Here is a 21,394-nt window from a genome sequence, read left to right as displayed (position 1 = left end):
GAAACACTGGCCGCGCCTTTTCACCAGAGGGCGGCAGTCAAAAAACAAAAACAGGAGGACACATCATGGCAATTTTCGACGTTGATCAGGCTATGACGGTGAAGCTGGACTACGAGCTTCCCGAGTACCCCGCTTTCGAGGAGGGCTATCGCCGCGCTCCTTACCGCGAGGCGCACCTGAGCCAGTCTGACAAGGAGCTGGCCATCAAGAACGCCCTGCGCTACATCCACCCCGACCATCACGAGCAGATGGCCAAGGAGTTTGCCAAGGAGCTGGAGGAGACCGGCCGTATTTACGGCTACCGCTTCCGTCCCCAGGGCAAGCTGTACGGCAAGCCCATCGACGAGTACAAGGGCGTGTGCATCGAAGGCCGGGCCATGCAGGTGATGATCGACAACAACCTGGACTTCGACATCGCCCTGTATCCCTATGAGCTGGTGACCTACGGCGAGACCGGCCAGGTGTGCCAGAACTGGATGCAGTACCGCCTGATCAAGAAGTACCTGGAGATCATGACCGACGAGCAGACCCTGGTGGTCATGTCCGGCCATCCTCTGGGCCTGTTCCACAGCCACAAGCTGGCTCCCCGCTGCATCATCTCCAACGGCCTGATGGTGGGCACCTTTGATAACCAGAAGGACTTCAACCGCGCCGCCGCCATCGGCGTTGCCAACTACGGCCAGATGACCGCCGGCGGCTGGATGTACATCGGGCCCCAGGGCATCGTCCACGGCACCTTCAACACCCTGCTGAACGCCGGCCGTCTGAAGCTGGGCATCCCCAACGACGGCAACCTGGCCGGCCGTCTGTTCATCTCCGCCGGTCTGGGCGGCATGTCCGGCGCCCAGGGCAAGGCTGCCGAGATCGCCGGCGCCGCCTCCATCATCGCCGAGGTGGATGACTCCCGTATCGAGACCCGCTACACCCAGGGCTGGGTGAGCCACCGGACCGACAGCCTGGAAGAGGCTGTGAAGATCGCCCAGGAGCATCAGGCTTCCAAGGAGCCCTGCGCCATCGCCTACCACGGCAACGTGGTGGACCTGCTGGAGTATGTGCTGGAGCACAACATCCACGTGGACCTGCTCTCTGACCAGACCTCCTGCCACGTTCCCTATGACGGCGGCTACTGCCCCCAGGGCCTGACCTTCGAGCAGCGCACCGAGATGCTGGCCAACGATCCCGAGGGCTTCGCCAAGCTGGTGGACAAGACCCTGCAGCATCACTATGACCTGATCTGCCGGCTGCACGAGAAAGGCACCTACTTCTTCGACTACGGCAACAGCTTCCTGAAGGCCGTGTACGACACCGGCGTGAAGTCCATCTGCAAGAACGGCGAGAACGACGTGGACGGCTTCATCTTCCCCTCCTACGTGGAAGACATTCTGGGTCCCTGCCTGTTCGACTTCGGCTACGGCCCCTTCCGTTGGTGCTGCCTGTCCCGGAACCCCGAGGACCTGGACAAGACCGACGCTGCCGCCGCTGAGTACATTCTGGCCCACAACCGCCGCTATCAGGACTATGACAACTATGTCTGGGTCCGGGACGCCAAGAAGAACAAGCTGGTTGTTGGCACCCAGTGCCGCATCCTGTATCAGGACGCCATGGGCCGCATGAACATCGCCCTGAAGTTCAACGAGATGGTCCGCAACGGCGAGATCGGCCCCGTGATCCTGGGCCGTGACCACCACGACACCGGCGGAACCGACTCCCCCTTCCGTGAGACCTCCAACATCAAGGACGGCTCCAACATCATGGCCGAGATGGCCACCCAGTGCTACGCCGGCAACGCTGCCCGCGGCATGAGCTACATCGCGCTGCACAACGGCGGCGGCACCGGCATCGGCAAGTCCATCAACGGCGGCTTCGGCATGGTGCTGGACGGCTCCGAGCGGGTGGACACCATTCTGAAGATGTCCATGCCCTGGGATACCATGATCGGCGTGTCCCGCCGTGCCTGGGGCCGGTGCGAGAACGCCGTGACCACCGTCATGGAGTACAACGAGATGTACAAGGGCCAGGATCACATCACCCTGCCCTACGAGGCCGAGAAGGACGAGGAGTACATCAAGGCCGCTCTGGCTGAGGTGAAGAAGTAATCCATCCCTGCTGTCAACAAAAAGAGGCCCTGTTCGCAGGGCCTCTTTTTTGAGATTCTGAGTATTTGGAAAGGAACGATACGCATGGCGAATTTACTGGTAAAGAACATCGGCGTGCTGGCCACTGCCAAAGGCAGCTCCGCCCGGAAGGGCCCGGAGCAGGGCGACGTGGCGCTGCTGAAAGACGCGTGGGTGCTGTGCCGTGACGGCGTCATCGCCGAAGTGGGCACCGGCACGGTCCCCGCCGGATACGAGGCGGACGCGGAGGTCATCGACGCCGCTGGCCGTCTGGTGACCCCCGGCCTGGTGGATGCCCACACCCACCTGATTTTCGGCGGCTGGCGGCAGAACGAGCTGGGCCTGAAGCTCCACGGCAAGACGTATCTGGAGATTCAGAACGCCGGCGGCGGCATCCAGTCCACCACCAACGCCACCCGGCAGGCCACGGAGGAGGAGCTGACGGAGAAGGCCGCCAGGGCCCTGGACGAGATGCTGCGCTTCGGCGCCACCACCTGCGAGGCCAAGAGCGGCTACGGCCTTGCCACGGAGCACGAGCTGAAGGCGCTGCAGGTGATTCAGAACCTGAATGACCGCCACGCCATGGACATTGTCCCCACCTTCATGGGCGCCCACCTGGTGCCCAAGGAGTACAAGGACGACCGGGCGGCCTACATCCGCCTGGTGTGCGAGGAGATGATGCCCCTGGTGGCCAAACAGGGCATCGCGAAGTACTGCGACGTGTTCTGCGAGGCGGACACCTTCACGGTGGAGGAGTCCCGGCAGGTGCTGGAGGCGGGCAAAAAGTACGGCCTGATCCCCAAGATTCACGCCGACGAGATTGAGGCCATCGGCGGCAGCCAGCTGGCCGGCGAGATCGGAGCGGTGTCCGCGGAGCACCTGATTGTGTGCCCGCCGGAGGGCATCGCCAGCATGGCCAAGGGCGGCGTCATCGCCTGTTTGCTGCCGGCCACCAGCTTCAACCTGGGGGCCACCTTCGCCCCCGCCCGGGACATGGTGAACGCCGGTGTGCCGGTGGCCATGGCCACGGACTTCAACCCCGGCAGCTGCCCCTGCCTGAATCTGCAGTTCGTCATCAACCTGGGCTGCCTGAAGTACAAGCTGACGCCGGAGGAGGTGCTCACCGCCGTGACCCTCAACGGCGCCGCCGCCATCGGCATGGCGGACAAGGTGGGTACCGTGGAAGCGGGCAAGCAGGCGGACCTGGTGATCTGGGACGCCCCGGACCTGGACTACATCTGCTACCGCGTGGGCTCCAACCTGGCGGATATTGTGATCAAAAAGGGCAATATCGTGGCCAAAAATCACTGAGCAAATGCCAAAAGCGCGTCTCTCAACAGAGAGACGCGCTTTTTCTGACGTCATATTCACTCCGCCCAGCGGATGACCGCGTCCCGCAGGAAGCGGGCGCAGCCGGCCACGCTCCGGTCGTAATAGGCGGCAAACCGGGGGTCCGCCACATACAGCTCCGCAATGCCCCTGTGGCGCTCCGGGGAACAGCTGCCGGCGGAGAGGATCAGCCAGCGGCGGTGGAGGGCCGTGATCGCCCGCCCCTCCCCGCTGTCCGGCGAAAGGCCGGCTTCCACCGCCGCCTCCAGCCGCCGGAGAATCTCCTCCTCCAGCTCCTTCCACTCCCGGCACTGCTCCGGGGACAGGTTCAGCACCGCCCGGTTGGCGCTGTCCACCGCCCCGTCGCCGTACCGCGCCCGGGCCTCTTTCCCGTAGGTTTTCTCGTTTTCCTCCACCACGCGGCCCTTGAAGGCCGCGAATTTCGCCTCGTCGTTCATGCTCTCGTTCCTTTCTTCCGCTGCAATGGTCTCTGTCAGGGATTGGATGATGCCGTCCAGCCGCTGCCGCTCCGCCGACAGCTTCGCCAGGTGGTTCCGCAGCACGGACAGACGGTCAAAGGCAGGGTCGTCCAGACACTCCCGGATGCGGGCCAGCTCCACCCCGAGGGCCCTGTAATAGAGAATGTCCTGAAGCTGGTCCACCTCCGCCGAACCGTAGTAGCGGTAACCGCTGTCCGCCACCCGGCCGGGCTTCAGCAGGCCGATTCTGTCGTACCAGCGCAGCGTGCGGGTGGTCACGCCGGACAGGCGCGACAGGGCCTGAATGGAATATTCCATGGTACTTCCCTCCTTCTGCTCTCAGGGTATCAGTTGACGCGGCGTCAAAGTCAAGAGGTTTTTGAAAAAAAGCAGAAAAATTCCCCGTTCATTTGGAGAACGGGGAATTTTCGCGCAGCTTTACAGCTTCCGCAGGGCATCCACCAGGGCGGTTTTGCCCTCGGTTCTGGCGTCCTTCATCTTGATGATCCGGGCGGGGCAGCCGGCCACCACGGCGTTGTCCGGCACGTCCTCCACCACCACGGCGCCGGCGGCCACCACGGCGTTGGCGCCCACGTGAACGCCCTCGATGACCACGGCGTTGGCGCCCACCAGCACGTTGTCCTCCAGAATCACGGGGGTGGCGGAGGCAGGCTCCACCACGCCGGCCAGCACAGCGCCGGCGCCCACATGGCAGTGGTCGCCCACGATGGCTCGGCCGCCCAGCACGGCGCCCATGTCGATCATGGTGCCCTTACCCACCACGGCGCCGATGTTGATGATGGCGCCCATCATGATGACGGCACCCTCGCCGATCTCCACCTTCTCCCGGATGATGGCGCCCGGCTCAATGCGGGCCTGGATGGGCTTCATGTCCAGCAGGGGGACGGCGGAGTTGCGGCGGTCATTCTCCACCACGCAGTCGGTGATACTGGCGGCGTTGTCCCGCAGGATGGGCTCCAGCTCCTTCCAGTCGCCGAACACCACGGCGCTGCGGCTGTCGCCGAACACCTGGGCGGAGCCGAAATCCACCGGGGCACTCAGGTTCACATACACCTTCACCGGGGTCTTTTTCTCGGAATTGCTGATAAAATCGATGATCTCTTGTGCGTTCATGGTCCGTCTCCTTCGTTTTAGCCTTCTCCGAACAGGAGGGTCTGCAGGTCATACACGCCGTTGGGCTTTCCCGCCATGCGTCGGGCCATGGTCAGCGCGCCGTTGACGAAAATCTGGCGGCTGGCGGCCCGGTGGGTGATCTCCAGCTCCTCGTCGGGGCCGAAGAAATGAACGGTATGGGTGCCTGCCACGGTGCCGCCCCGCAGGGCGTGGACGCCGATCTCCTTCGCGGTCCGCCGGCAGCTGTCGCCCTCCCGGCCGTAAACCGGGGTGTACTCCCCTGCCGGGTCAATGGCCTGCAGCAGCAGCTTGGCGGTGCCGCTGGGGGCGTCGGCCTTCTGGTTGTGGTGAATCTCCGTCATCTCGATGTCAAAATCCGGCTTCAGGGTGTCGGAGATCTGGCGCAGCAGGCGGTAGAACACCGCCACGCCGATGGAGTAGTTGGCGCTCCACAGCACCGGGGCACAGTCCCCCAGCGCCAGCAGCCGCTCCTTCTCCTCCGGGGTGTAGCCGGTGGTGCCGGACAGGAGGGGCGTTCCGGTGCGGCGGATGTAGTCGCACACGGCGTCCAGGGTCTGGGGGCCGGAGAAGTCGATGACCACGTCGGCGCTGCCGTCCCAGGACGCCAGGTCCGCCAGGTTCTCCCGGCTGAACGCCGCCGCGATCTCATCGCCGGCCGCCTGAGCGGTGGAGGCGATGAGCTTTCCCATTTTTCCGTTTCCGATCAGCAGAAATCTCACAGCAGTCCGGCCTCCTTCAGACGCGCCGCCAGGGCCGCGGTGTGCTCCGGAGTCATCTCGCACAGGGGCAGGCGCATGGGACCGGCGTTGAGACCCATCAGGTTCAGGGCGGCCTTCACGGGGATGGGGTTCACCTCCATGAAGAGATCGTTCATCAGGGCCAGGTACTTCAGGTGGTTGGCCAGGGCCTGCTCCTGACGGCCCTCCACCCAGTCCATGACGATCTGGTGGCACATGGCGGGCATGACGTTGGCGTACACGGAGATGACGCCGCTGCCGCCGATGCTCATCAGGGGGACGGTGATGTCGTCATTGCCGGAGTACAGGGCGAAGTCCGGCCCGATGCAGTGGGCGATCTTCATGGCGTAGGACATGTCGCCGCTGGCCTCCTTGATGCCGGCGATGTTGGGGTGGCCGGCCAGCTTCTCCACCACGCTGACGGGGATGGAGCAGCCGGTGCGGCCGGGGACGTTGTACAGCAGGCAGGGGATGTGGACCGCATCCGCCGTCTCGGCGAAGTGGCGGTACATGCCCTCGGGGTTGGCCTTGTTGTAGTAGGGGGAGATCAGCAGCAGGGCGTCGGCGCCCATGTCCTGATACAGGATGCTCTTTTCCAGCTGGGTGGCGGTGCAGTTGGAGCCGCTGCCCACGATGACGGGCACCCGGCCGTTGACCACCTTGATGGTGTGCTCCACCACGGAGGCATCCTCCTCGTGGCTCATGGTGGGATACTCGCCGGTGGTGCCCAGGGTCAGGATGCCGTCGGTGCCCTCGGCGATCTGCCGCTCCAGCAGCTCCGTCAGGGCGTCAAAGTTGACGCTGCCGTCCTCGCGGAACGGGGTGATCATGGCGACGATGGAACCCTTGATGTTTTCAAACTTCATGATTGGTGTCCTCCAAACCTTTATTTTTTCACGGGAGCAAAAAGAAAAGTCGGTAGAGACACGCCCCTACCGACAGCTCGTTCACGCGCCAACGCGCGGAGATTCTGTAAGCGGATAGCGCCCCTGCGGCTTTCACCGCAGACAGTCCCGCAGGTGTTTCCCACGGTCCCACCCCCCGCTCCCGCCGGAACGGAGAATTCGGCGGACTTGCCCCGCCTCCGTTCCTCGCCTGCCGGCTCCCGGAGGGTCATCGCATCCGCGCCTCTATCTCATTTTCCGGTATCATACCATCTTTTTTCCATGGGTTCAAGAGGAAATTCAAGAAAATTTGCCGGATTCCCGCCGCGTCCCTTGTCAGGTCTCACAAAACGGGTCCTTCCTCCGCCGGGGCCACCTCCACCAGGTTGGTGTGCTGGGGGTTGCCGTGGGCGTAGGGGGTGGGCCGCAGGGAGGTCAGCACGTTGATGCACCCGCCCCGGTCGGTGCCGTCCGCGTCGGGGGCGTACCAGGCCCCCTGGGCCATGGCCGCCACGCCGGGCATGATGCGGTCCGTCACCTTCACGGGAATGCGGACCCGGCCCCGATCATTCCACACCAGGGCCTCCTGGCCGTCAGCAAGGCCCCGCTCCGCCGCGTCATCAGGGTGCAGCCACAGGCACTGAGGCTCCCTTTTCCGCAGGTCCGGGTTGTTGTCATGGATGCTGTGGCAGCGGCGCTTGGTGTGCCAGCCGATGAGCTGGAGGGGGTATTTTTCCCGCAGGGGGTCATTGGGACCCTCCGGCGGCTCCACGTACCGGGGGATGGCGGGCACGAAGTCCCGGTAGGCGGCGCGGTAGATGTCCTCAGAAAACAGCTCCACCTTCCCGCTTTTCGTGGGGAAGGGGAAGCGCTCCGGGTCCTGCCGCTGGCGCGCGAAAGCGATGACGGGTTCCTCGTTGCGGTAGCGGTAGATCCCCGCCTCCCGGAAGGTCTGATAGTCTGGCAGCTCCGGCTCCCGCTTCCGCAGGTCGTTGTAGCACCACTCCAGCCACTGCCCCATGGTGCGGCCCTGGGTGTACGCCTGCCCCAGGCCGATTTTCTCCGCCACCTCGCTGAGCCAGTCATACTCAAAGCGGCACTCCCCCAGCGGCTCCACCGCCTTGCTGACGCAGCCCACGAAGTCCGAGTGGCTCCAGGGGGAGGTGATGTTGTCCTGCTCAAACATGGACACGCCGGGCAGCAGGATGTCGGCAAATCTGGCGCTGGCAGTCATAAACAGGTCGCTGCACAGGATAAACTCGCATTTGGAGGTGTCCCGCAGGATCTCCGCCGTGCGGTTGATGTCGCTGTGCTGGTTGATGAGGCAGTTGCCCCCCAGATTCACAATCATCTTGATGTCGCTGTCCAGCCGCTCCCCGCCGGTGACGCCGTCCAGCGCCGTCAGCTCACGGCCCCGGACCACCGCCTCCGTCCACAAAAAGGTGGGAATCTCCATGGGGTAGGGATTGGTGAGAAGGGGCAGTGAGGGATAGCTGTGGCGGATACAGCTGCCGTTGCCGCAGGCCCAGCCGCCGCTGACGCCCACATTGCCGGTCATGCAGGAGAGCAGAATGCCGCCCCGGGCGCTCTGCTCGCCATAGGCGTGGCGCTGGGGGCCGTAGCCCTGAATCAGCGCCGCCGGCTTGCTGACGGCGTACCGGACGGCCAGGGAGCGGATGGTATCCGGGTCCACGCCGGTGATAGCCGATGCCCACTCCGGGGTTTTGGCCACGCCGTCTCTCTCGCCGGTGAGGTAGGAGAGGCAGCACTCCGTCGGGTCCACCCCGGCGGGCATATGGGCCTTGTCAAAGCCGATGCAGCAGCGGTCCAGGAAGTCCTGGTCCTGCAGCCCCTCCTCCGCGATGACGTAGGCCATGGCGTCCAGCAGGGCGCCGTCGGTGGCGGGGCGCAGGGGAATCCACTCCGCGTCCAGCGCCACCGCCGTGTCATTGCGCCGGGGGTCCACCACGATGATGGGGATGCCCTTTTTCCGGGCCTTGCGCAGGTAGTACATGGTGTCGCTGTCGAACTTCGTCTCCGCCGGGTTATGACCCCACAGGATGATCAGGGAGCTGTTGAGCCAGTCCTCCGGGCTGCTGCCGGTGGCGGAGGTGCCGTACATCTGCCGGGTGGCGGCGGTGATGCAGGCGGTGCTGTAGCTGTTGTAGTAGCCCAGGTAGCCGCCGTCCAGCTTCAGCAGCCGGTCCGCCAGGCTGTGGCCGCTGGCCACGGCGCTGATGCCGGTGGCGTAGTTGATGTACCGGGAGCCGGGGCCGTAGGTGTCCCGGATGCGGACCCACTCCCGGGCGATGGTGTCGGTGGCCTCCTCCCAGCTGATGCGCTGGAATCTGCCCTCGCCCCGCTGCCCCACCCGCTTCATGGGGTAGAGCAGCCGGTCCGGACCGAAAAAGGTTTTGTCATAGTTCAGTCCCCGGGCGCAGGCGCACAGGGGCACCCTGTCCCCCGCCGCGGCGGGGGTGTCGGTGGTGAGCTTCTCGATTTTTCCGTCCCGCACGTGGGCGTGGATGATGCACCGCCCGCCGCAGTTGTTCAGGCCCATGGTGTGCACCACCCGGCAGTTGTTTTCCTCCATCGTTCTGTCCTCCCCGCCGCCGTTTTCCGCGTGTCTGTCCCCATCATAACAACCGCCGCCCCCATTTTCAACCGGGCCGCCCGGATTTTTCCCGGCGCCCTTTGCCGAAAATTTAACCAATCTGTAATGTTGCAGCCTGTCGAACTGTGTTATAATGGCCTCAAATTTCAGTTTCCCCGTGAAAGGAGTCCTGTCTCATGCCCGCCAACGTTGTGGAATACCGCCGTGCCCTCCACCGGATTCCGGAGCTGGACAACCAGCTGCCGGAGACCCTCAGCTATGTGACCCGCGTCCTCGCCGGTCTGCCCTGCCGCCTGACCAACCCCATCCGTGGCTGCGTCTGCGCCTTTTTCGACGCCGGAAAGCAGGACGCCGTGGCCTTCCGGGCGGACATGGACGCCCTGCCGGTGACGGAGGCCTCCGGCGCCCCCTTCGCCTCCGTTCATCCCGGCGCCATGCACGCCTGCGGCCACGACGGCCACACCGCCATGGCCCTGAACCTGGCGGTCTGGGCGGCGGAGCACCTGAGCGAGCTGCCCCGGAACCTGCTGCTGGTGTTCCAGCCGTCGGAGGAGACCACCGGCGGGGCGAAGCTGCTGTGCGAGACGGGGGTGCTGCAGAAGTACCGGGTGCGGCGGATTTTCGCCTTCCACCTGTGGCCCGGCCTGCCGGAAGGCACCGTCTGGTCCCGGCCCGGCCCCCTGATGGCCCGGTCCAGCGAGGTGACGGTGTCCCTGACGGGCAAAAGTGTCCACATCTCCAAGTACACCGAGGGGGTGGACGCCATGACCGCCGGCGCGGAATACCTGACCCGGGCCTACTCCATGATGGAGCAGCTGCCGCCGGAGGGGCCGTCGCTGCTGCGGTTCGGCAAAATGACCTCCGGCGAGGTCCGCAACGCCATCAGCGGCCAGACCCGGCTGGAGGGTAGCCTCCGCACCTACTCCGAGAAGATGTTCCGCTTCTGCCGCCAGCAGCTGCAGGACATCGGCAAGTCCCTGGCCGCCGAAACCGGCTGCGCCGTCACCGTCCACCTCAGCGACGGCTACCCGGCGGTTTGGAACCACGAGGAACTGTACGCCAGGGTCTGCACCGGTCTGGGGGACAGCGCCCCCGCCCTGCTGGGCCAGCCGGCGCTGGCGGCGGAGGATTTCTCCTTCTACCAGCAGGAGGTCCCCGGCGTCATGTTCTTCCTGGGCGTGGGCGACTCCGCCCCCCTCCACTCCCCCGCCTTCGCCTTCGACGATGAGGCGGTGCTGCCCCGGGGCGTGGAATTCCTGGAAAAGCTGGCCATGCTGAACTGAATGAAACTCCCCTCCCGGACCGGGAGGGGAGTTTTTTCACAGGGTTCTGACGAAGGCTTCCATCCGGTCCAGGGCCGTGGCCAGCACCTCATCGGAATAGCAGTAGGACAGCCGCAGGAAGCCCTCGGTGCCGAAGTACACGCCGGGCACCGTGCCCACCAGCCCCTCCTTCAGCATCCGGGTGCAGAAGGTGAGGGAGTCCATGCCGTACTTCCGCACGTCCGCGAACACGTAGAACGCCCCCTCCGGCTCCCGGAAGGGCAGCCCCATCTCCCGCAGGCGGCGGCAGACGTAGTCCCGGCGGCGGCGGAACAGCGCCCGCTCCGGGGTGACATCGTGGGCCAGGGCGGCGATGCAGCCCCGCTGGACAAAGGAGGGCACCGACACCACCGCGTACTGGTGGACGCACTGGAGCTTCTCTTTCACCGGCCGGTCCGCCATCAGGTAGCCCACCCGCCAGCCGGTCATGGCGTAGGGCTTGGAAAAGCTCTGGGCCACCAAAATCCGGTCCCGCATGTCCTCAAAGGCGGAGAAGCTCCGGTAGCCCTCCACATACACCAGCTGCCGGTACACCTCGTCGCAGAGGACGAACACCGGCTTGTCTTTCAGCACGCCGTGGATGCCCTCCAGGGTCTCCGGCGTGTAGACGCAGCCGGTGGGGTTATTGGGGGAGGTGAGCACCACGGCCTTCGTCCGGGCCGTCACCACCCGCTCCAGGGCCGCCGGGTCAATCTGGAAGCCGTTGTCCTCTGTGGGCAGGAACACCGGCACGCCGCCCCGCAGCCGCACAATGGACTCGTACAGGCCGAAGGCGGGGGTGGGAATGATCACCTCGTCCCCCGGGTTCAGAATGCCGGACAGGGCCACAAACAGGGCCTCCGTGGCTCCCGCCGTGACGATGATCTCCTCCGGGGCATAGCGCAGACCGTTCCGGGCCGCCTCGAAGCGGGAGATGGCCTCCAGCAGCGCCGGATAGCCGTTGTTGGGAGGATAGTGGGTGTCGTTATCGTCCAGCGCCGCCTTGGCCGCCGCCTTCACTTCCTCCGGGGTGTCCAGGTCCGGCTCGCCGATGGTCAGGCCGCAGGCCCCCGGCGTCTGGCGCACCAGGCCGGCGAAGTAGCGGATGCCGGAGGGCTGCACGGCGGACAGCTCCCGGTTGAAAACCAGTTCCATGGTCATTTCTCCCTCGCTTTCGCTTTTTCTTATGAAAGCAGTATATTGGCCGGAAATTCCCTTGTCAACGGTGAGGAATCATCCCGTCCTCCCGAGGCGCTGACAAAATTTCCCCGGTTTTCCCGGGATTTTTTGTGTATTTTTCTGTTGACAGACTTCGTTTTTTGCAGTATCCTTTGCTCGTTTAAAGTATTGCGCAGTAAAGAGCAGCTTTAAATTACCCTCGCACAGCCGCCCTGCCTCCCTCTCTCTTCTCTGGGCAAGGCGGCTCCCTCTAACCATTTTCTCCGCGGCGCCGGTGAAAATTTGCTTGACAAATCCCCGCCGGTCCTGTATAGTGTCGTCCAACAGCAAAATGATGAAATACGATGACAGGGAAAAAGTCCCCCCGCGACGCTTCAGAGAGTTGCCGGATGCTGCGAGGCAATGCAAACCGGCGGGACGTCACTGGCCCTCGAGTATTTCCGCTGAATCCCCCCGGGGGCGTAGGCGGAAACGGGTTTCCTCACCGTTACCAAAGAGGCGGGATTCGTCCGGCGTGCCGGACCGATGCCGGAAGCGGGCATTTTTTATGCCAACAAGAGTGGTACCGCGGAAGTCAAGGCTTTCGTCTCTTTTCACAAGAGACGAAGGCTTTTTTTGTTGTCCGGGCCCCCGGGGCCCATGTCGGAAAACGAGCGAAAAATCGGAGGAACGTACTTATGAAACGCATCAGAATCTTTGACACCACCCTGCGGGACGGCGAGCAGTCTCCCGGCTGCAGCATGAACCTGACAGAGAAGATCGAAATGGCCCGGCAGCTGGAAAAGCTGGGGGTGGACGTCATCGAGGCGGGCTTCGCCATCGCCTCCCCCATGGACCACAAGAGCGTGCAGGCCATTGCCGGCGCCGTGTCGGAGTGCGTGGTGGCCAGTCTGGCCCGCTGCACGAAAGGCGACATCGACGCCGCCTGGGACGCGGTGAAGGAGGCCAATCACCCCCGCATCCACGTGTTCCTGGCCACCAGCGACATCCACATGCAGTACAAGCTGCAGATGACCCGGGAGCAGGTGCTCCAGCGCATCAGCGACATGGTGGCCTACGCCAAGGGCTTCTGCGACGACATTGAGTTCTCCGCCGAGGACGCCTCCCGGTCCGACTGGGCGTTTTTGGCCCAGTGCTACACCAACGCCGTGGCCGCCGGCGCCACCACCCTCAACGTCCCCGACACGGTGGGCTACTCCACCCCCCAGGAGATGAGCGACCTGATCCACTACCTGCGCCGGAACGTGCCAGGCATTGAGAACACGGACATCTCCGTCCACTGCCACGACGATCTGGGCATGGCAGTGGCCAACTCCCTGGCCTGCATCCAGGCCGGCGCCACCCAGGTGGAGTGCACCGTCAACGGCATCGGCGAGCGGGCGGGCAACGCCAGTCTGGAGGAGATCGTCATGGCCCTGCGGACCCGGCGGGACTTCTATGACGCCGACACCGGCATCAACACCCGCCAGATCTACCGCTCCAGCAAGCTGCTGAGCAACATCACCGGCGTACCCATTCCCCCCAGCAAGGCGGTTGTGGGCGCCAACGCCTTTGCCCACGAGTCCGGCATCCACCAGCACGGCGTCATCGCCAACGCCCAGACCTACGAGATCATGAACTCCGCCGACGTGGGCATCCCCCAGAACACCATGGTGCTGGGCAAGCACTCCGGCAAGCACGCCCTGCGGGAGAAGCTCATCTCCATGGGCTACGAGCTGACGGACGAGGAGCTGGAGGCCGTGTTCGCCCGGTTCAAGGTGCTGGCGGACAAGAAGAAGAACATCACCGCCGCCGACATTGAGGCCCTGGTGCTCCACCGCCGCCACAACATCCACACCACCTGCCAGCTGGTGAGCCACGTGGTGAACGCCGGCCACGGCGTGCCCAACCTCTCCTGCATCAAGCTCCGCCGGGACGATCAGGAGATGGAGGATGTGGCCATCGGCTCCGGCCCGCTGGACGCCTCCTTCAAGGCCATCAACCGGATGCTGGGCCTGGAGCAGCAGATCCGGCTGGAGAGCTACAGCCTCAACGCCGTCACCGACGGCGAGGACGCCATCGGCGAGGCGGTGGTGAAGCTGGCCACCGCCGGCGGCAAGAGCTACACCGGCACGGGCCTCTCCACGGACATCATCGAGTCCTCGATCCGGGCCTACGTCAACGGCATCAACAAGATGCTGGAAGAGGCCAACTGAACACTGACTGACATTCGATTTTCAAAATCACAGGAGGAATGCGACATGGGAATGACCATGACCCAAAAAATTCTGGCCCGCCACGCGGGACTGGACACCGTCCGGGCAGGACAGCTGATTCAGGCGAAGCTGGACCTGGTGCTGGGCAACGACATCACCACCCCCGTGGCCATCAACGAGTTTGAAGCCGCCGGCTTCGACAAGGTGTTTGACAAGAGCCGCATCGCCATGGTGATGGACCACTTCACCCCCAACAAGGACATCAAGGCCGCCGCCCAGTGCAAGCAGTGCCGCCAGTTCGCCCGGAAGTTCGACATCGACCACTACTATGACGTGGGCGAGATGGGCGTGGAGCACGCGCTGCTGCCGGAAAAGGGCCTGGTGGCCCCCGGCGAGGCCGTCATCGGCGCCGACTCCCACACCTGCACCTACGGCGCCCTGGGCGCCTTCTCCACCGGCGTGGGCTCCACCGACATGGGCGCCGCCATGGCCACCGGCCAGACCTGGTTCAAGGTTCCCTCCGCCATCCGGGTGGAGCTGACCGGCACCCTGCGGCCCTGGGTCAGCGGCAAGGACGTGATTCTCTCCCTCATCGGCATGATCGGCGTGGACGGCGCGCTGTACCAGTCCCTGGAGTTCACCGGCCCCGGCGTGGCCTCCCTGACCATGGCGGACCGGCTGACCATCTCCAACATGGCGGTGGAGGCCGGCGCCAAAAACGGCATCTTCCCGGTGGATGACGTGACCCGGGCCTATGTGGCCGGACGGGTGGACCGCCCCTGGGTGGCTGACGAGGCGGATCCCGACGCCGAGTACACCCGCACCATTCACATGGACCTGAGCCAGATCGACTGCACCGTGGCCTATCCCCACCTGCCGGAGAACGCCCACCCCGCCCGGGAGGGCGCGGACATCGCCATCCACCAGATCGTCATCGGCTCCTGCACCAACGGCCGGCTGGAGGACATGGCCGCCGCGGCGGAGATTCTCCGGGGCCGCCACCTGGCCCGGGACGTGCGGGGCATCGTCATTCCCGCCACCATGGCCGTGTACCGGGAGTGCATGAAGCGGGGCTACACCGACATCTTCCTGGACGCCGGCTGCATCATCTCCACCCCCACCTGCGGACCGTGCCTGGGCGGCTACATGGGCATTCTGGCCGCCGGCGAGCGGTGCGTCTCCACCACCAACCGCAACTTCGTGGGCCGCATGGGCCACGTGGACAGCGAGATTTATCTGGCCTCCCCCGCCGTGGCTGCCGCCTCCGGCGTCGCGGGACATATCTGCCACCCTTCTGACCTTTAAGAGGGGGACTTTCCACCGTCGTACACGCCGCGGCGAAAATAATCTTACTCTATTCCCCATCTCTGCCATTTGAACTGGAGGAACAACTACATGAACGCACACGGAACTGTTTACAAATACGGGGACCACGTGGACACCGACGTCATCATCCCCGCCCGTTATCTGGCCAGCCAGGACCCCAAAGAGCTGGCCGCCCACTGCATGGAGGACATTGACAAGGACTTTGCCGCCCAGGTTCAGCCCGGCAGCATCATGGTGGCGGGCCTGAACTTCGGCTGCGGCTCCTCCCGGGAGCACGCCCCCATCGCCATCAAGGCCAGCGGCATCTCCTGCGTCATCGCCAAGACCTTCGCCCGCATCTTCTACCGCAACGCCATCGACATCGGCCTGGCCATTCTGGAGTGCCCCGCCGCCAGCGAGGGCATCCGCGCCGGCGACGAGGTGTCGGTGGACTTTGACACCGGCATCATCACCGACGTCACCACCGGTGAAACCTATCAGGCCGAGCCCTTCCCCCCCTTCATCAAGGACATGATCGACAAGGGCGGCCTGATGGCCTCCCTGAAGGCGAGGGAGGCGTAACATGGAAAAGACCATCGCCGTCATCCGGGGCGACGGCATCGGCCCGGAGATTGTAGGGGAGGCCATCGGTGTGCTGGACGCTGTGGCCGCCAGATTCGGCCACTGCTTCACCTACCGGGAGGCCCCCATGGGCGGCTGCGCCATTGACGCCTTCGGCGTCCCCCTGCCGGACTCCAGCCTGCAGACCTGCCTGGAAAGCGACAGCGTGCTGCTGGGCGCCGTGGGCGGCCCCAAGTGGGACGCCCAGCCCTCCCACAACCGGCCGGAAAAGGGCCTTCTGAAGCTGCGGGGGGCCATGGAGCTGTACTCCAACGTCCGGCCCGCCCGGATGTTTGAAGACCTGGCCTCCGCCTGCCCCCTGCGCCCGGACATCGCCGCCCGGGGCATCGACTTCGTGGTGGTGCGGGAGCTGATCGGCGGCGTCTACTTCGGCGAGCACCGCACCGATGAGGCGGAGGGTGAGCAGAAGGCCACCGACATCATGGCCTACTCCGAGCACGAGGTCCGCCGGGTGGCCCACGTGGCCTTCCAGATGGCCCGGAAGCGCCGCCACCGGGTGACCTCCGTGGACAAGGCCAACGTGCTGGACACCTCCCGCCTGTGGCGGCGGGTGGTGACGGAGGTGGCCCGGGAGTACCCTGACGTGGAGCTGCTGCACATGTACGTAGACAACGCCTCCATGCAGCTGATCCGGGACCCCAGCCAGTTTGACGTCATCGTCACCGAGAACCTGTTCGGCGACATTCTCTCCGACGAGGCCAGCCAGATCACCGGCTCCATCGGCATGATTCCCTCCTCCAGCATGGGACAGGGCACCCGGGGCCTGTACGAGCCCATTCACGGCTCCGCCCCGGACATCGCCGGCCAGGACAAGGCCAACCCCATCGGCACCATTCTGGCCGCCGCCATGATGCTGCGTTACAGCTTCGACATGGCCGCCGAGGCCGACGCCGTGGAGGCGGCGGTGGACGGAGCGCTGAAGGCCGGCTACCGCTGCGGCGACATCCTGCAGCCGGACTGCATCCCGGTGGGCTGCCGGGAGATGGGCGCGCGCATCCGGGAGCGCATCTGAATCCGCGAAAAAAGGAGCTTCGGTTTGCCCGAGGCTCCTTTTTCTGTTCCGGCGGGCATGTTTTCCTGCCGGAGACGCATAGTCTCCCTTGAAAGGGGGCACTTTCATGAAGATCATCACCTGGAAGCCAAAGAAAACGGCGCTGCCGGCCGTGGCGCTGGCGGCGGCCATGATCGGCTACATCGCCGCCTATCCCTCCATGGCCGGGGCCTACGCCACCGACAAGCCGCTGCCCATCTACTGCGTGGACACGGACCAGAAGACCTGCGCCATCAGCTTCGACGCCGCCTGGGGCAACGAGGACACCCAGACCCTCATCGACATTCTGGAGCGGTACAGGGTGAAGGCCACCTTCTTCGTGGTGGGGGACTGGGCGGTGAAGTATCCGGAGTCCGTCAAGGCCCTGGCGGACGCGGGCCATGAGGTCATGAGCCACTCCGCCCACCACGACCACTACAATCAGCTCTCCGCCCAGCAGATCGCCGCCGATCTGGAGTCCTCCTGCAAGTGCATCGAGGAGGTCACCGGCGTCCGGCCCACCCTGATCCGCTGTCCCTACGGGGAGTACGATGACCACGTGATCCGCACCATCCGGGAGTTCGGCATGGAGCCTATCCAGTGGGATGTGGATTCCCTGGACTGGAAGGACCTGTCGGCGCCGGAGATCACCAAACGGGTGACGGAGCGGGTGCAGCCGGGGTCCATCGTGCTGTTCCACAACGCCGCCAAGCACACGCCGGAGGCGCTGCCGGGGATTCTGGAGACCCTGATCTCCCAGGGCTACACCATTGTCCCCATCTCCAAGCTGATTCATCCCGGCCAGTGCGGCACGGACTTCACCATCGACCACACCGGCAGACAGTTTTTGAAGCAGGACGGCTGATGGCAAAAAAAGAGGCCCCCTTTGAGAGAAGGGGGCCTCTTTTCGCTTCTTTTACTTCATCAGCTCGTACATGACGGCCTTGATGGTGTGCATCCGGTTTTCCGCCTCGTCAAAGACGATGGACTGCTCCGACTCAAACACCTCGTCGGTGACCTCCATGGCGTCCCGGCCGAACTTCTCGCCCATCTCCTTGCCGATGGTAGTCTTGTGGTCATGGAAGGCCGGCAGGCAGTGCATGAACCGGCACTGGGGGCCGGCGTTGTCCATCAGGACTTTCGTCACCTGATAGGGGCCCAGGGCGGCAATGCGCTCCGCCCAGACCGCCTCCGGCTCGCCCATGGACACCCACACGTCGGTGTAGATCACGTGGGCGCCCTTCGTGGCCTTCATGGGATCCTCAATAAACTCCAGCACCGCGCCGGTCTCCGCCGCGATGGCCTGACAGGTGTCCACCAGCGCCTGATCCGGCATATAGGCCTTGGGGGCGCAGGCCACAAAGTGCATGCCCATCTTGGCACAGCCCACCATCAGGCTGTTGCCCATGTTGTACCGGGCGTCGCCCATGTACACCAGCTTGATGCCCTTCAGGGCGCCGAAATGCTCCTGGATGGTGAGGAAGTCCGCCAGAATCTGGGTGGGATGGAACTCGTTGGTGAGGCCGTTGAACACGGGGACGCCGGCGTATTTGGCCAGTTCCTCCACCAGCGCCTGGCCGAAGCCCCGGTACTCGATGCCGTCATACATCCGGCCCAGCACCCGGGCGGTGTCGGCGATGGATTCCTTCATGCCGATCTGGGAGCCGGTGGGCCCCAGGTAGGTGCTGCCCATGCCCAGATCCTGCGCCGCCACCTCAAAGGCGCAGCGGGTCCGGGTGGAGGTCTTTTCAAAGATCAGGGCCACGTTCTTCCCCTCCAGATAGCGGTGGGAAATGCCTGCCTTCTTCTTCATTTTCAGGTCCGCGGCGGTGTCCAGGAACTGCTGGATCTCCGCGGGGGTGAAGTCCAGCAGCTTCAGAAAGTGCTTGTGGTTCTCCATCTCGTGATCTCCTCTCACTGTGCCAGAGTCTTTGCCATGATGGCAACACCGGCGTCCATTTCCTCTTTGGTGATCACCAGAGGCGGCAGCAGCCGCAGCCCGTCTCCGGCGGTGAGCACCAGCAGTCCCGCCTCCACCAGGCGGTTGGCCACGTCGCCGTTGCTCCAGCCCTCCTTCACCTCAATGCCGATCATCAGGCCCAGGCCCCGGGTTTTGCCAAGGCAGGGCAGGTTCAGCGCCTCGATCTGCTCCCGGAGATACCGGCCCTTGGCCTGAACCTCCTCCAGGAATGCATCCGTCAGCACCTGCTGCACCGCAAGACCCGCGGCGGCGCAGACGGGGTTGGCGCCGAAGGTGGTGGCGTGGGTGCCGGGGCCAAGCACGTCCCGGCACTTCTCGTTGGCCATGATGCCGCTCATGGGCAGGCCGCCGGCGATGCCCTTGGCAAAGGAGGCCACGTCCGGCAGAATGCCGTACTGCTGGAAGGCGAACAGGGAGCCGGTACGGCCCACGCCGGACTGGACCTCGTCCACCAGCAGCAGCCAGTCCTTCTCCCGGCACAGGGCCTGCAGCTGCTGCACGTACTCCTTGTCCAGCGGCAGCACGCCGCCCTCGCCCTGCACCAGCTCCACCAGCACGCCGCACACATCGTCGCCGGCGACGGCCTTCAGGGAGTCCAGATCGTTGGCGTCGGCGTAGCGGAAGCCCTCGGTGAAGGGGAAGAAGTAGTTGTGGAACCGCTCCTGGCCGGTGGCCATCAGGGTGGTGATGGTGCGGCCGTGGAAGGAGTTGTTGAGGCTGATGATGGTGGCGCGGCCCTTGCCGTACTTGTCAAAGCTGTACTTCCGGGCCAGCTTGATGAGGCCCTCGTTGGCCTCGCCGCCGCCGTTGGCAAAGAACACATTGCTCATGCCGGTGCGCCTGCACAGAATCTCCGCCAGACGGGCGGCAGGCTCCGTGTAAAACAGGTTGGACACGTGGTTCAGCTTTTTCGCCTGCTCCGCCACGGCGTCCGCCCAGACGGGGTTGCCGTAGCCCAGGTCGCAGACGCCGATGCCGCTGGTGAAGTCGATGTACTCCCTGCCCTCAAAATCGTACAGCCGGGCGCCCTCGCCCCGCTCAATGGCCACTGGGAAGCGGCCGTAGGTATTCATGATGTACTGGCCCGTCAGGGCCTTGACCTCCTGAGAAGTCATACAGATCCTCCCTTTCTCTTGTTTCCGTCCCCGGGGACGGGCGTTTGCGTATCCCTCCGCCTCAGCGGTCCTCCCGCTTCAGCATGGTGCCGATGCCCTTGTCGCTGAGCAGCTCGATGAGGATGGAGTGGGGAATGCGGCCGTCCAGAATGTGGACCCGCTCCACGCCGCCGGTGATGGCGTCCACGCAGCACTCCATCTTGGGGATCATGCCGCCGGAGATGACGCCCTCATCCACAAGGCCCGGCACGTCCTCCGTGCGGACCACGTGGATGAGGGTCTCCTCGTCCTTGGGGTCCCGCAGAAGGCCCCGCACGTCCGTCAGCAGAATCAGCTTCTCCGCCTTCAGGGCCACTGCCAGCTTGGCGGCGGCGATGTCGGCGTTGATGTTGTAGGCGGTCTCGGCGTCGGTGCCCTGGGCCACGGTGGACACCACGGGGATGTAGCCGTTGGCCATGGCGTTTTCCACCGGGTCGGGGTTGACGCCGGTGATATTGCCCACCAGGCCGTACTTCTCGTCCAGGCACTCCGCCTGGAACAGGGCGCCGTCCATGCCGCAAAGGCCGATGGCCCGGCCGCCCAGCCGGTTCAGCTGGGCCACCAGGTTCTTGTTGACCTTGCCGCACAGCACGCTCTGCACCACCTCCATGGTTACCTCGTCGGTGTAGCGCATGCCGTCCACGAACCGGGACTGGTGGCCGATCTTTTTCAGCATGTCGTTGATCTCCGGGCCGCCGCCGTGGACCATCACCACCCGGATGCCCACCAGGTTCAGCAGGATGATATCGCTCATGACGGCCTTGCGCAGCTCGTCGGAGATCATGGCGTTGCCGCCGTATTTCACCACAATGGTCTTGCCGGTGAATTTCTGGATATAGGGCAGGGCCTCCACCAGGGTCTGGGCCTGCTGTTCATGGGATGACATGGAAATCGCTCTCCTTTTCATATGTGCATATGTGCGCCCGTCCGGGCGCCGGGGGAAACACGGCGAAGACCGTGGGCTTTCGCACCGGACCCGGTGCGGGGGTGTGACGAAGGTCACAGCTTTGCACCCCCCATTTTCTTTGGGTCTTGCCCAAAGAAAACGGGCCGTGCACGGTCCAAAAGAAAGGCGCTTTTTTCGCCTTTGTACACAAAGGCTGACGGGAGATTCCTCAGACACTGCGGCGGTGACTTGCCAGCCTTCTGCCGGCTGCGCTCTCCATTCTGCGTAAGCCGATACTGCTCCGCCGCAAGTCGGAGTGCGGTGGTCGTCGTGGTGGAAAACCGAAAGGACTGTCCTTCTCTTCCCGCGCGTTCCGCTTCGCTACGCGCATACCCAGGCAGTCGCGGAG

At 64.6% G+C, this 21,394-nt stretch carries 17 protein-coding genes, 1 riboswitch and 1 other annotated feature; of the genes, 8 read left to right on the top strand and 9 right to left on the bottom strand.

The window, feature by feature from the left end; translation table 11 throughout:
* The first annotated feature begins 65 nt into the window (after nucleotides 1–65).
* Nucleotides 66–2,096, top strand: a complete 2,031-nt coding sequence (locus tag SOX55_RS06690) for a urocanate hydratase (protein ID WP_325286664.1) — start codon at nucleotides 66–68, stop codon at nucleotides 2,094–2,096.
* Between the two features lie 84 nt (nucleotides 2,097–2,180).
* Nucleotides 2,181–3,425 (top strand): imidazolonepropionase, encoded by a 1,245-nt coding sequence (hutI, locus tag SOX55_RS06685; RefSeq protein ID WP_325286663.1) that lies wholly within the window; start codon nucleotides 2,181–2,183, stop codon nucleotides 3,423–3,425.
* Nucleotides 3,426–3,481: 56 nt separating this feature from the next.
* On the opposite strand, the gene SOX55_RS06680 is transcribed toward hutI, so the two are convergent.
* From SOX55_RS06680 to SOX55_RS06660, 5 genes are all read right to left on the bottom strand, one after another.
* The gene (locus SOX55_RS06680; RefSeq protein ID WP_325286662.1) at nucleotides 3,482–4,240 is read right to left on the bottom strand and encodes a MerR family transcriptional regulator; all 759 of its coding nucleotides are present in this window, start codon (nucleotides 4,238–4,240) and stop codon (nucleotides 3,482–3,484) included.
* A 120-nt stretch (nucleotides 4,241–4,360) separates the two neighbouring features.
* Nucleotides 4,361–5,056: a 2,3,4,5-tetrahydropyridine-2,6-dicarboxylate N-acetyltransferase gene (gene dapD / locus SOX55_RS06675; protein WP_325286661.1), complete on the bottom strand. Its 696-nt coding sequence runs from the start codon at nucleotides 5,054–5,056 to the stop codon at nucleotides 4,361–4,363.
* A gap of 17 nt (nucleotides 5,057–5,073) precedes the next feature.
* Entirely contained in the window at nucleotides 5,074–5,796 is a 723-nt protein-coding gene (gene dapB / locus SOX55_RS06670) for a 4-hydroxy-tetrahydrodipicolinate reductase (protein ID WP_325286660.1), read from the bottom strand.
* Nucleotides 5,793–6,680: a 4-hydroxy-tetrahydrodipicolinate synthase gene (gene dapA / locus SOX55_RS06665; protein ID WP_325286659.1), complete on the bottom strand. Its 888-nt coding sequence runs from the start codon at nucleotides 6,678–6,680 to the stop codon at nucleotides 5,793–5,795. The genes dapB and dapA overlap by 4 nt, the downstream gene beginning before the upstream one ends.
* Nucleotides 6,681–6,787: 107 nt before the next feature.
* Nucleotides 6,788–6,955, bottom strand: a riboswitch (Lysine riboswitch).
* Between the two features lie 86 nt (nucleotides 6,956–7,041).
* A complete protein-coding gene (locus SOX55_RS06660) occupies nucleotides 7,042–9,291 on the bottom strand; it encodes a DMSO/selenate family reductase complex A subunit (protein ID WP_325286658.1) in 2,250 nt (749 codons plus the stop codon).
* A gap of 197 nt (nucleotides 9,292–9,488) precedes the next feature.
* Between SOX55_RS06660 and SOX55_RS06655 the strand changes: the two genes are divergently transcribed.
* Nucleotides 9,489–10,595: an amidohydrolase gene (locus SOX55_RS06655; protein ID WP_325286657.1), complete on the top strand. Its 1,107-nt coding sequence runs from the start codon at nucleotides 9,489–9,491 to the stop codon at nucleotides 10,593–10,595.
* Between the two features lie 36 nt (nucleotides 10,596–10,631).
* Here the strand turns inward: SOX55_RS06655 and SOX55_RS06650 are convergent, their stop codons facing one another.
* Nucleotides 10,632–11,768, bottom strand: a complete 1,137-nt coding sequence (locus SOX55_RS06650; RefSeq protein WP_325286656.1) for a pyridoxal phosphate-dependent aminotransferase — start codon at nucleotides 11,766–11,768, stop codon at nucleotides 10,632–10,634.
* Between the two features lie 359 nt (nucleotides 11,769–12,127).
* Nucleotides 12,128–12,386, top strand: a binding site (T-box leader).
* An 83-nt stretch (nucleotides 12,387–12,469) separates the two neighbouring features.
* Between SOX55_RS06650 and SOX55_RS06645 the strand changes: the two genes are divergently transcribed.
* From SOX55_RS06645 to SOX55_RS06625, 5 genes are all read left to right on the top strand, one after another.
* Nucleotides 12,470–13,987: a 2-isopropylmalate synthase gene (locus SOX55_RS06645; protein WP_325286655.1), complete on the top strand. Its 1,518-nt coding sequence runs from the start codon at nucleotides 12,470–12,472 to the stop codon at nucleotides 13,985–13,987.
* Nucleotides 13,988–14,032: 45 nt separating this feature from the next.
* On the top strand, nucleotides 14,033–15,292 hold the full coding sequence (gene leuC, locus SOX55_RS06640) for a 3-isopropylmalate dehydratase large subunit (RefSeq protein WP_325286654.1): 1,260 nt from the start codon (nucleotides 14,033–14,035) through the stop codon (nucleotides 15,290–15,292).
* 90 nt (nucleotides 15,293–15,382) lie between these two features.
* The gene (leuD, locus tag SOX55_RS06635; RefSeq protein ID WP_325286653.1) at nucleotides 15,383–15,874 is read left to right on the top strand and encodes a 3-isopropylmalate dehydratase small subunit; all 492 of its coding nucleotides are present in this window, start codon (nucleotides 15,383–15,385) and stop codon (nucleotides 15,872–15,874) included.
* A gap of 1 nt (nucleotide 15,875) precedes the next feature.
* Nucleotides 15,876–16,946 carry a 3-isopropylmalate dehydrogenase gene (gene leuB, locus SOX55_RS06630; protein WP_325286652.1) on the top strand — a complete coding sequence of 357 codons (1,071 nt, stop codon included), beginning with the start codon at nucleotides 15,876–15,878 and terminating at the stop codon, nucleotides 16,944–16,946.
* Nucleotides 16,947–17,052: 106 nt separating this feature from the next.
* Nucleotides 17,053–17,829, top strand: a complete 777-nt coding sequence (locus tag SOX55_RS06625; protein ID WP_325286651.1) for a polysaccharide deacetylase family protein — start codon at nucleotides 17,053–17,055, stop codon at nucleotides 17,827–17,829.
* 51 nt (nucleotides 17,830–17,880) lie between these two features.
* Here the strand turns inward: SOX55_RS06625 and argF are convergent, their stop codons facing one another.
* The 3 genes from argF to argB form a co-directional block, all read right to left on the bottom strand.
* On the bottom strand, nucleotides 17,881–18,864 hold the full coding sequence (gene argF, locus SOX55_RS06620; protein ID WP_325286650.1) for an ornithine carbamoyltransferase: 984 nt from the start codon (nucleotides 18,862–18,864) through the stop codon (nucleotides 17,881–17,883).
* A 14-nt stretch (nucleotides 18,865–18,878) separates the two neighbouring features.
* Nucleotides 18,879–20,060 (bottom strand): aspartate aminotransferase family protein, encoded by a 1,182-nt coding sequence (locus tag SOX55_RS06615; protein ID WP_325286649.1) that lies wholly within the window; start codon nucleotides 20,058–20,060, stop codon nucleotides 18,879–18,881.
* 61 nt (nucleotides 20,061–20,121) lie between these two features.
* Entirely contained in the window at nucleotides 20,122–20,985 is an 864-nt protein-coding gene (argB, locus tag SOX55_RS06610; protein ID WP_325286648.1) for an acetylglutamate kinase, read from the bottom strand.
* Nucleotides 20,986–21,394 lie beyond the last annotated feature (409 nt).

This window comes from Dysosmobacter sp. (genome assembly GCF_034093755.1).
GTDB lineage: Bacteria > Bacillota > Clostridia > Oscillospirales > Oscillospiraceae > Oscillibacter.
Note: the sequence above shows the minus strand (reverse complement) of the source record. Positions and strands in the feature narration are given on the sequence as shown.

Bases quoted from the DNA above. Each gene is read 5' to 3' on its own strand.
- SOX55_RS06690 (WP_325286664.1), top strand. From the start codon at position 66: ATGGCAATTTTCGACGTTGATCAGGCTATGACGGTGAAGCTGGACTAC.
- hutI (WP_325286663.1), top strand. From the start codon at position 2,181: ATGGCGAATTTACTGGTAAAGAACATCGGCGTGCTGGCCACTGCCAAA.
- SOX55_RS06680 (WP_325286662.1), bottom strand. From the start codon at position 4,240: ATGGAATATTCCATTCAGGCCCTGTCGCGCCTGTCCGGCGTGACCACC.
- dapD (WP_325286661.1), bottom strand. From the start codon at position 5,056: ATGAACGCACAAGAGATCATCGATTTTATCAGCAATTCCGAGAAAAAG.
- dapA (WP_325286659.1), bottom strand. From the start codon at position 6,680: ATGAAGTTTGAAAACATCAAGGGTTCCATCGTCGCCATGATCACCCCG.
- SOX55_RS06660 (WP_325286658.1), bottom strand. From the start codon at position 9,291: ATGGAGGAAAACAACTGCCGGGTGGTGCACACCATGGGCCTGAACAAC.
- SOX55_RS06655 (WP_325286657.1), top strand. From the start codon at position 9,489: ATGCCCGCCAACGTTGTGGAATACCGCCGTGCCCTCCACCGGATTCCG.
- SOX55_RS06650 (WP_325286656.1), bottom strand. From the start codon at position 11,768: ATGGAACTGGTTTTCAACCGGGAGCTGTCCGCCGTGCAGCCCTCCGGC.
- SOX55_RS06645 (WP_325286655.1), top strand. From the start codon at position 12,470: ATGAAACGCATCAGAATCTTTGACACCACCCTGCGGGACGGCGAGCAG.
- leuC (WP_325286654.1), top strand. From the start codon at position 14,033: ATGGGAATGACCATGACCCAAAAAATTCTGGCCCGCCACGCGGGACTG.
- leuD (WP_325286653.1), top strand. From the start codon at position 15,383: ATGAACGCACACGGAACTGTTTACAAATACGGGGACCACGTGGACACC.
- leuB (WP_325286652.1), top strand. From the start codon at position 15,876: ATGGAAAAGACCATCGCCGTCATCCGGGGCGACGGCATCGGCCCGGAG.
- SOX55_RS06625 (WP_325286651.1), top strand. From the start codon at position 17,053: ATGAAGATCATCACCTGGAAGCCAAAGAAAACGGCGCTGCCGGCCGTG.
- argF (WP_325286650.1), bottom strand. From the start codon at position 18,864: ATGGAGAACCACAAGCACTTTCTGAAGCTGCTGGACTTCACCCCCGCG.
- SOX55_RS06615 (WP_325286649.1), bottom strand. From the start codon at position 20,060: ATGACTTCTCAGGAGGTCAAGGCCCTGACGGGCCAGTACATCATGAAT.
- argB (WP_325286648.1), bottom strand. From the start codon at position 20,985: ATGTCATCCCATGAACAGCAGGCCCAGACCCTGGTGGAGGCCCTGCCC.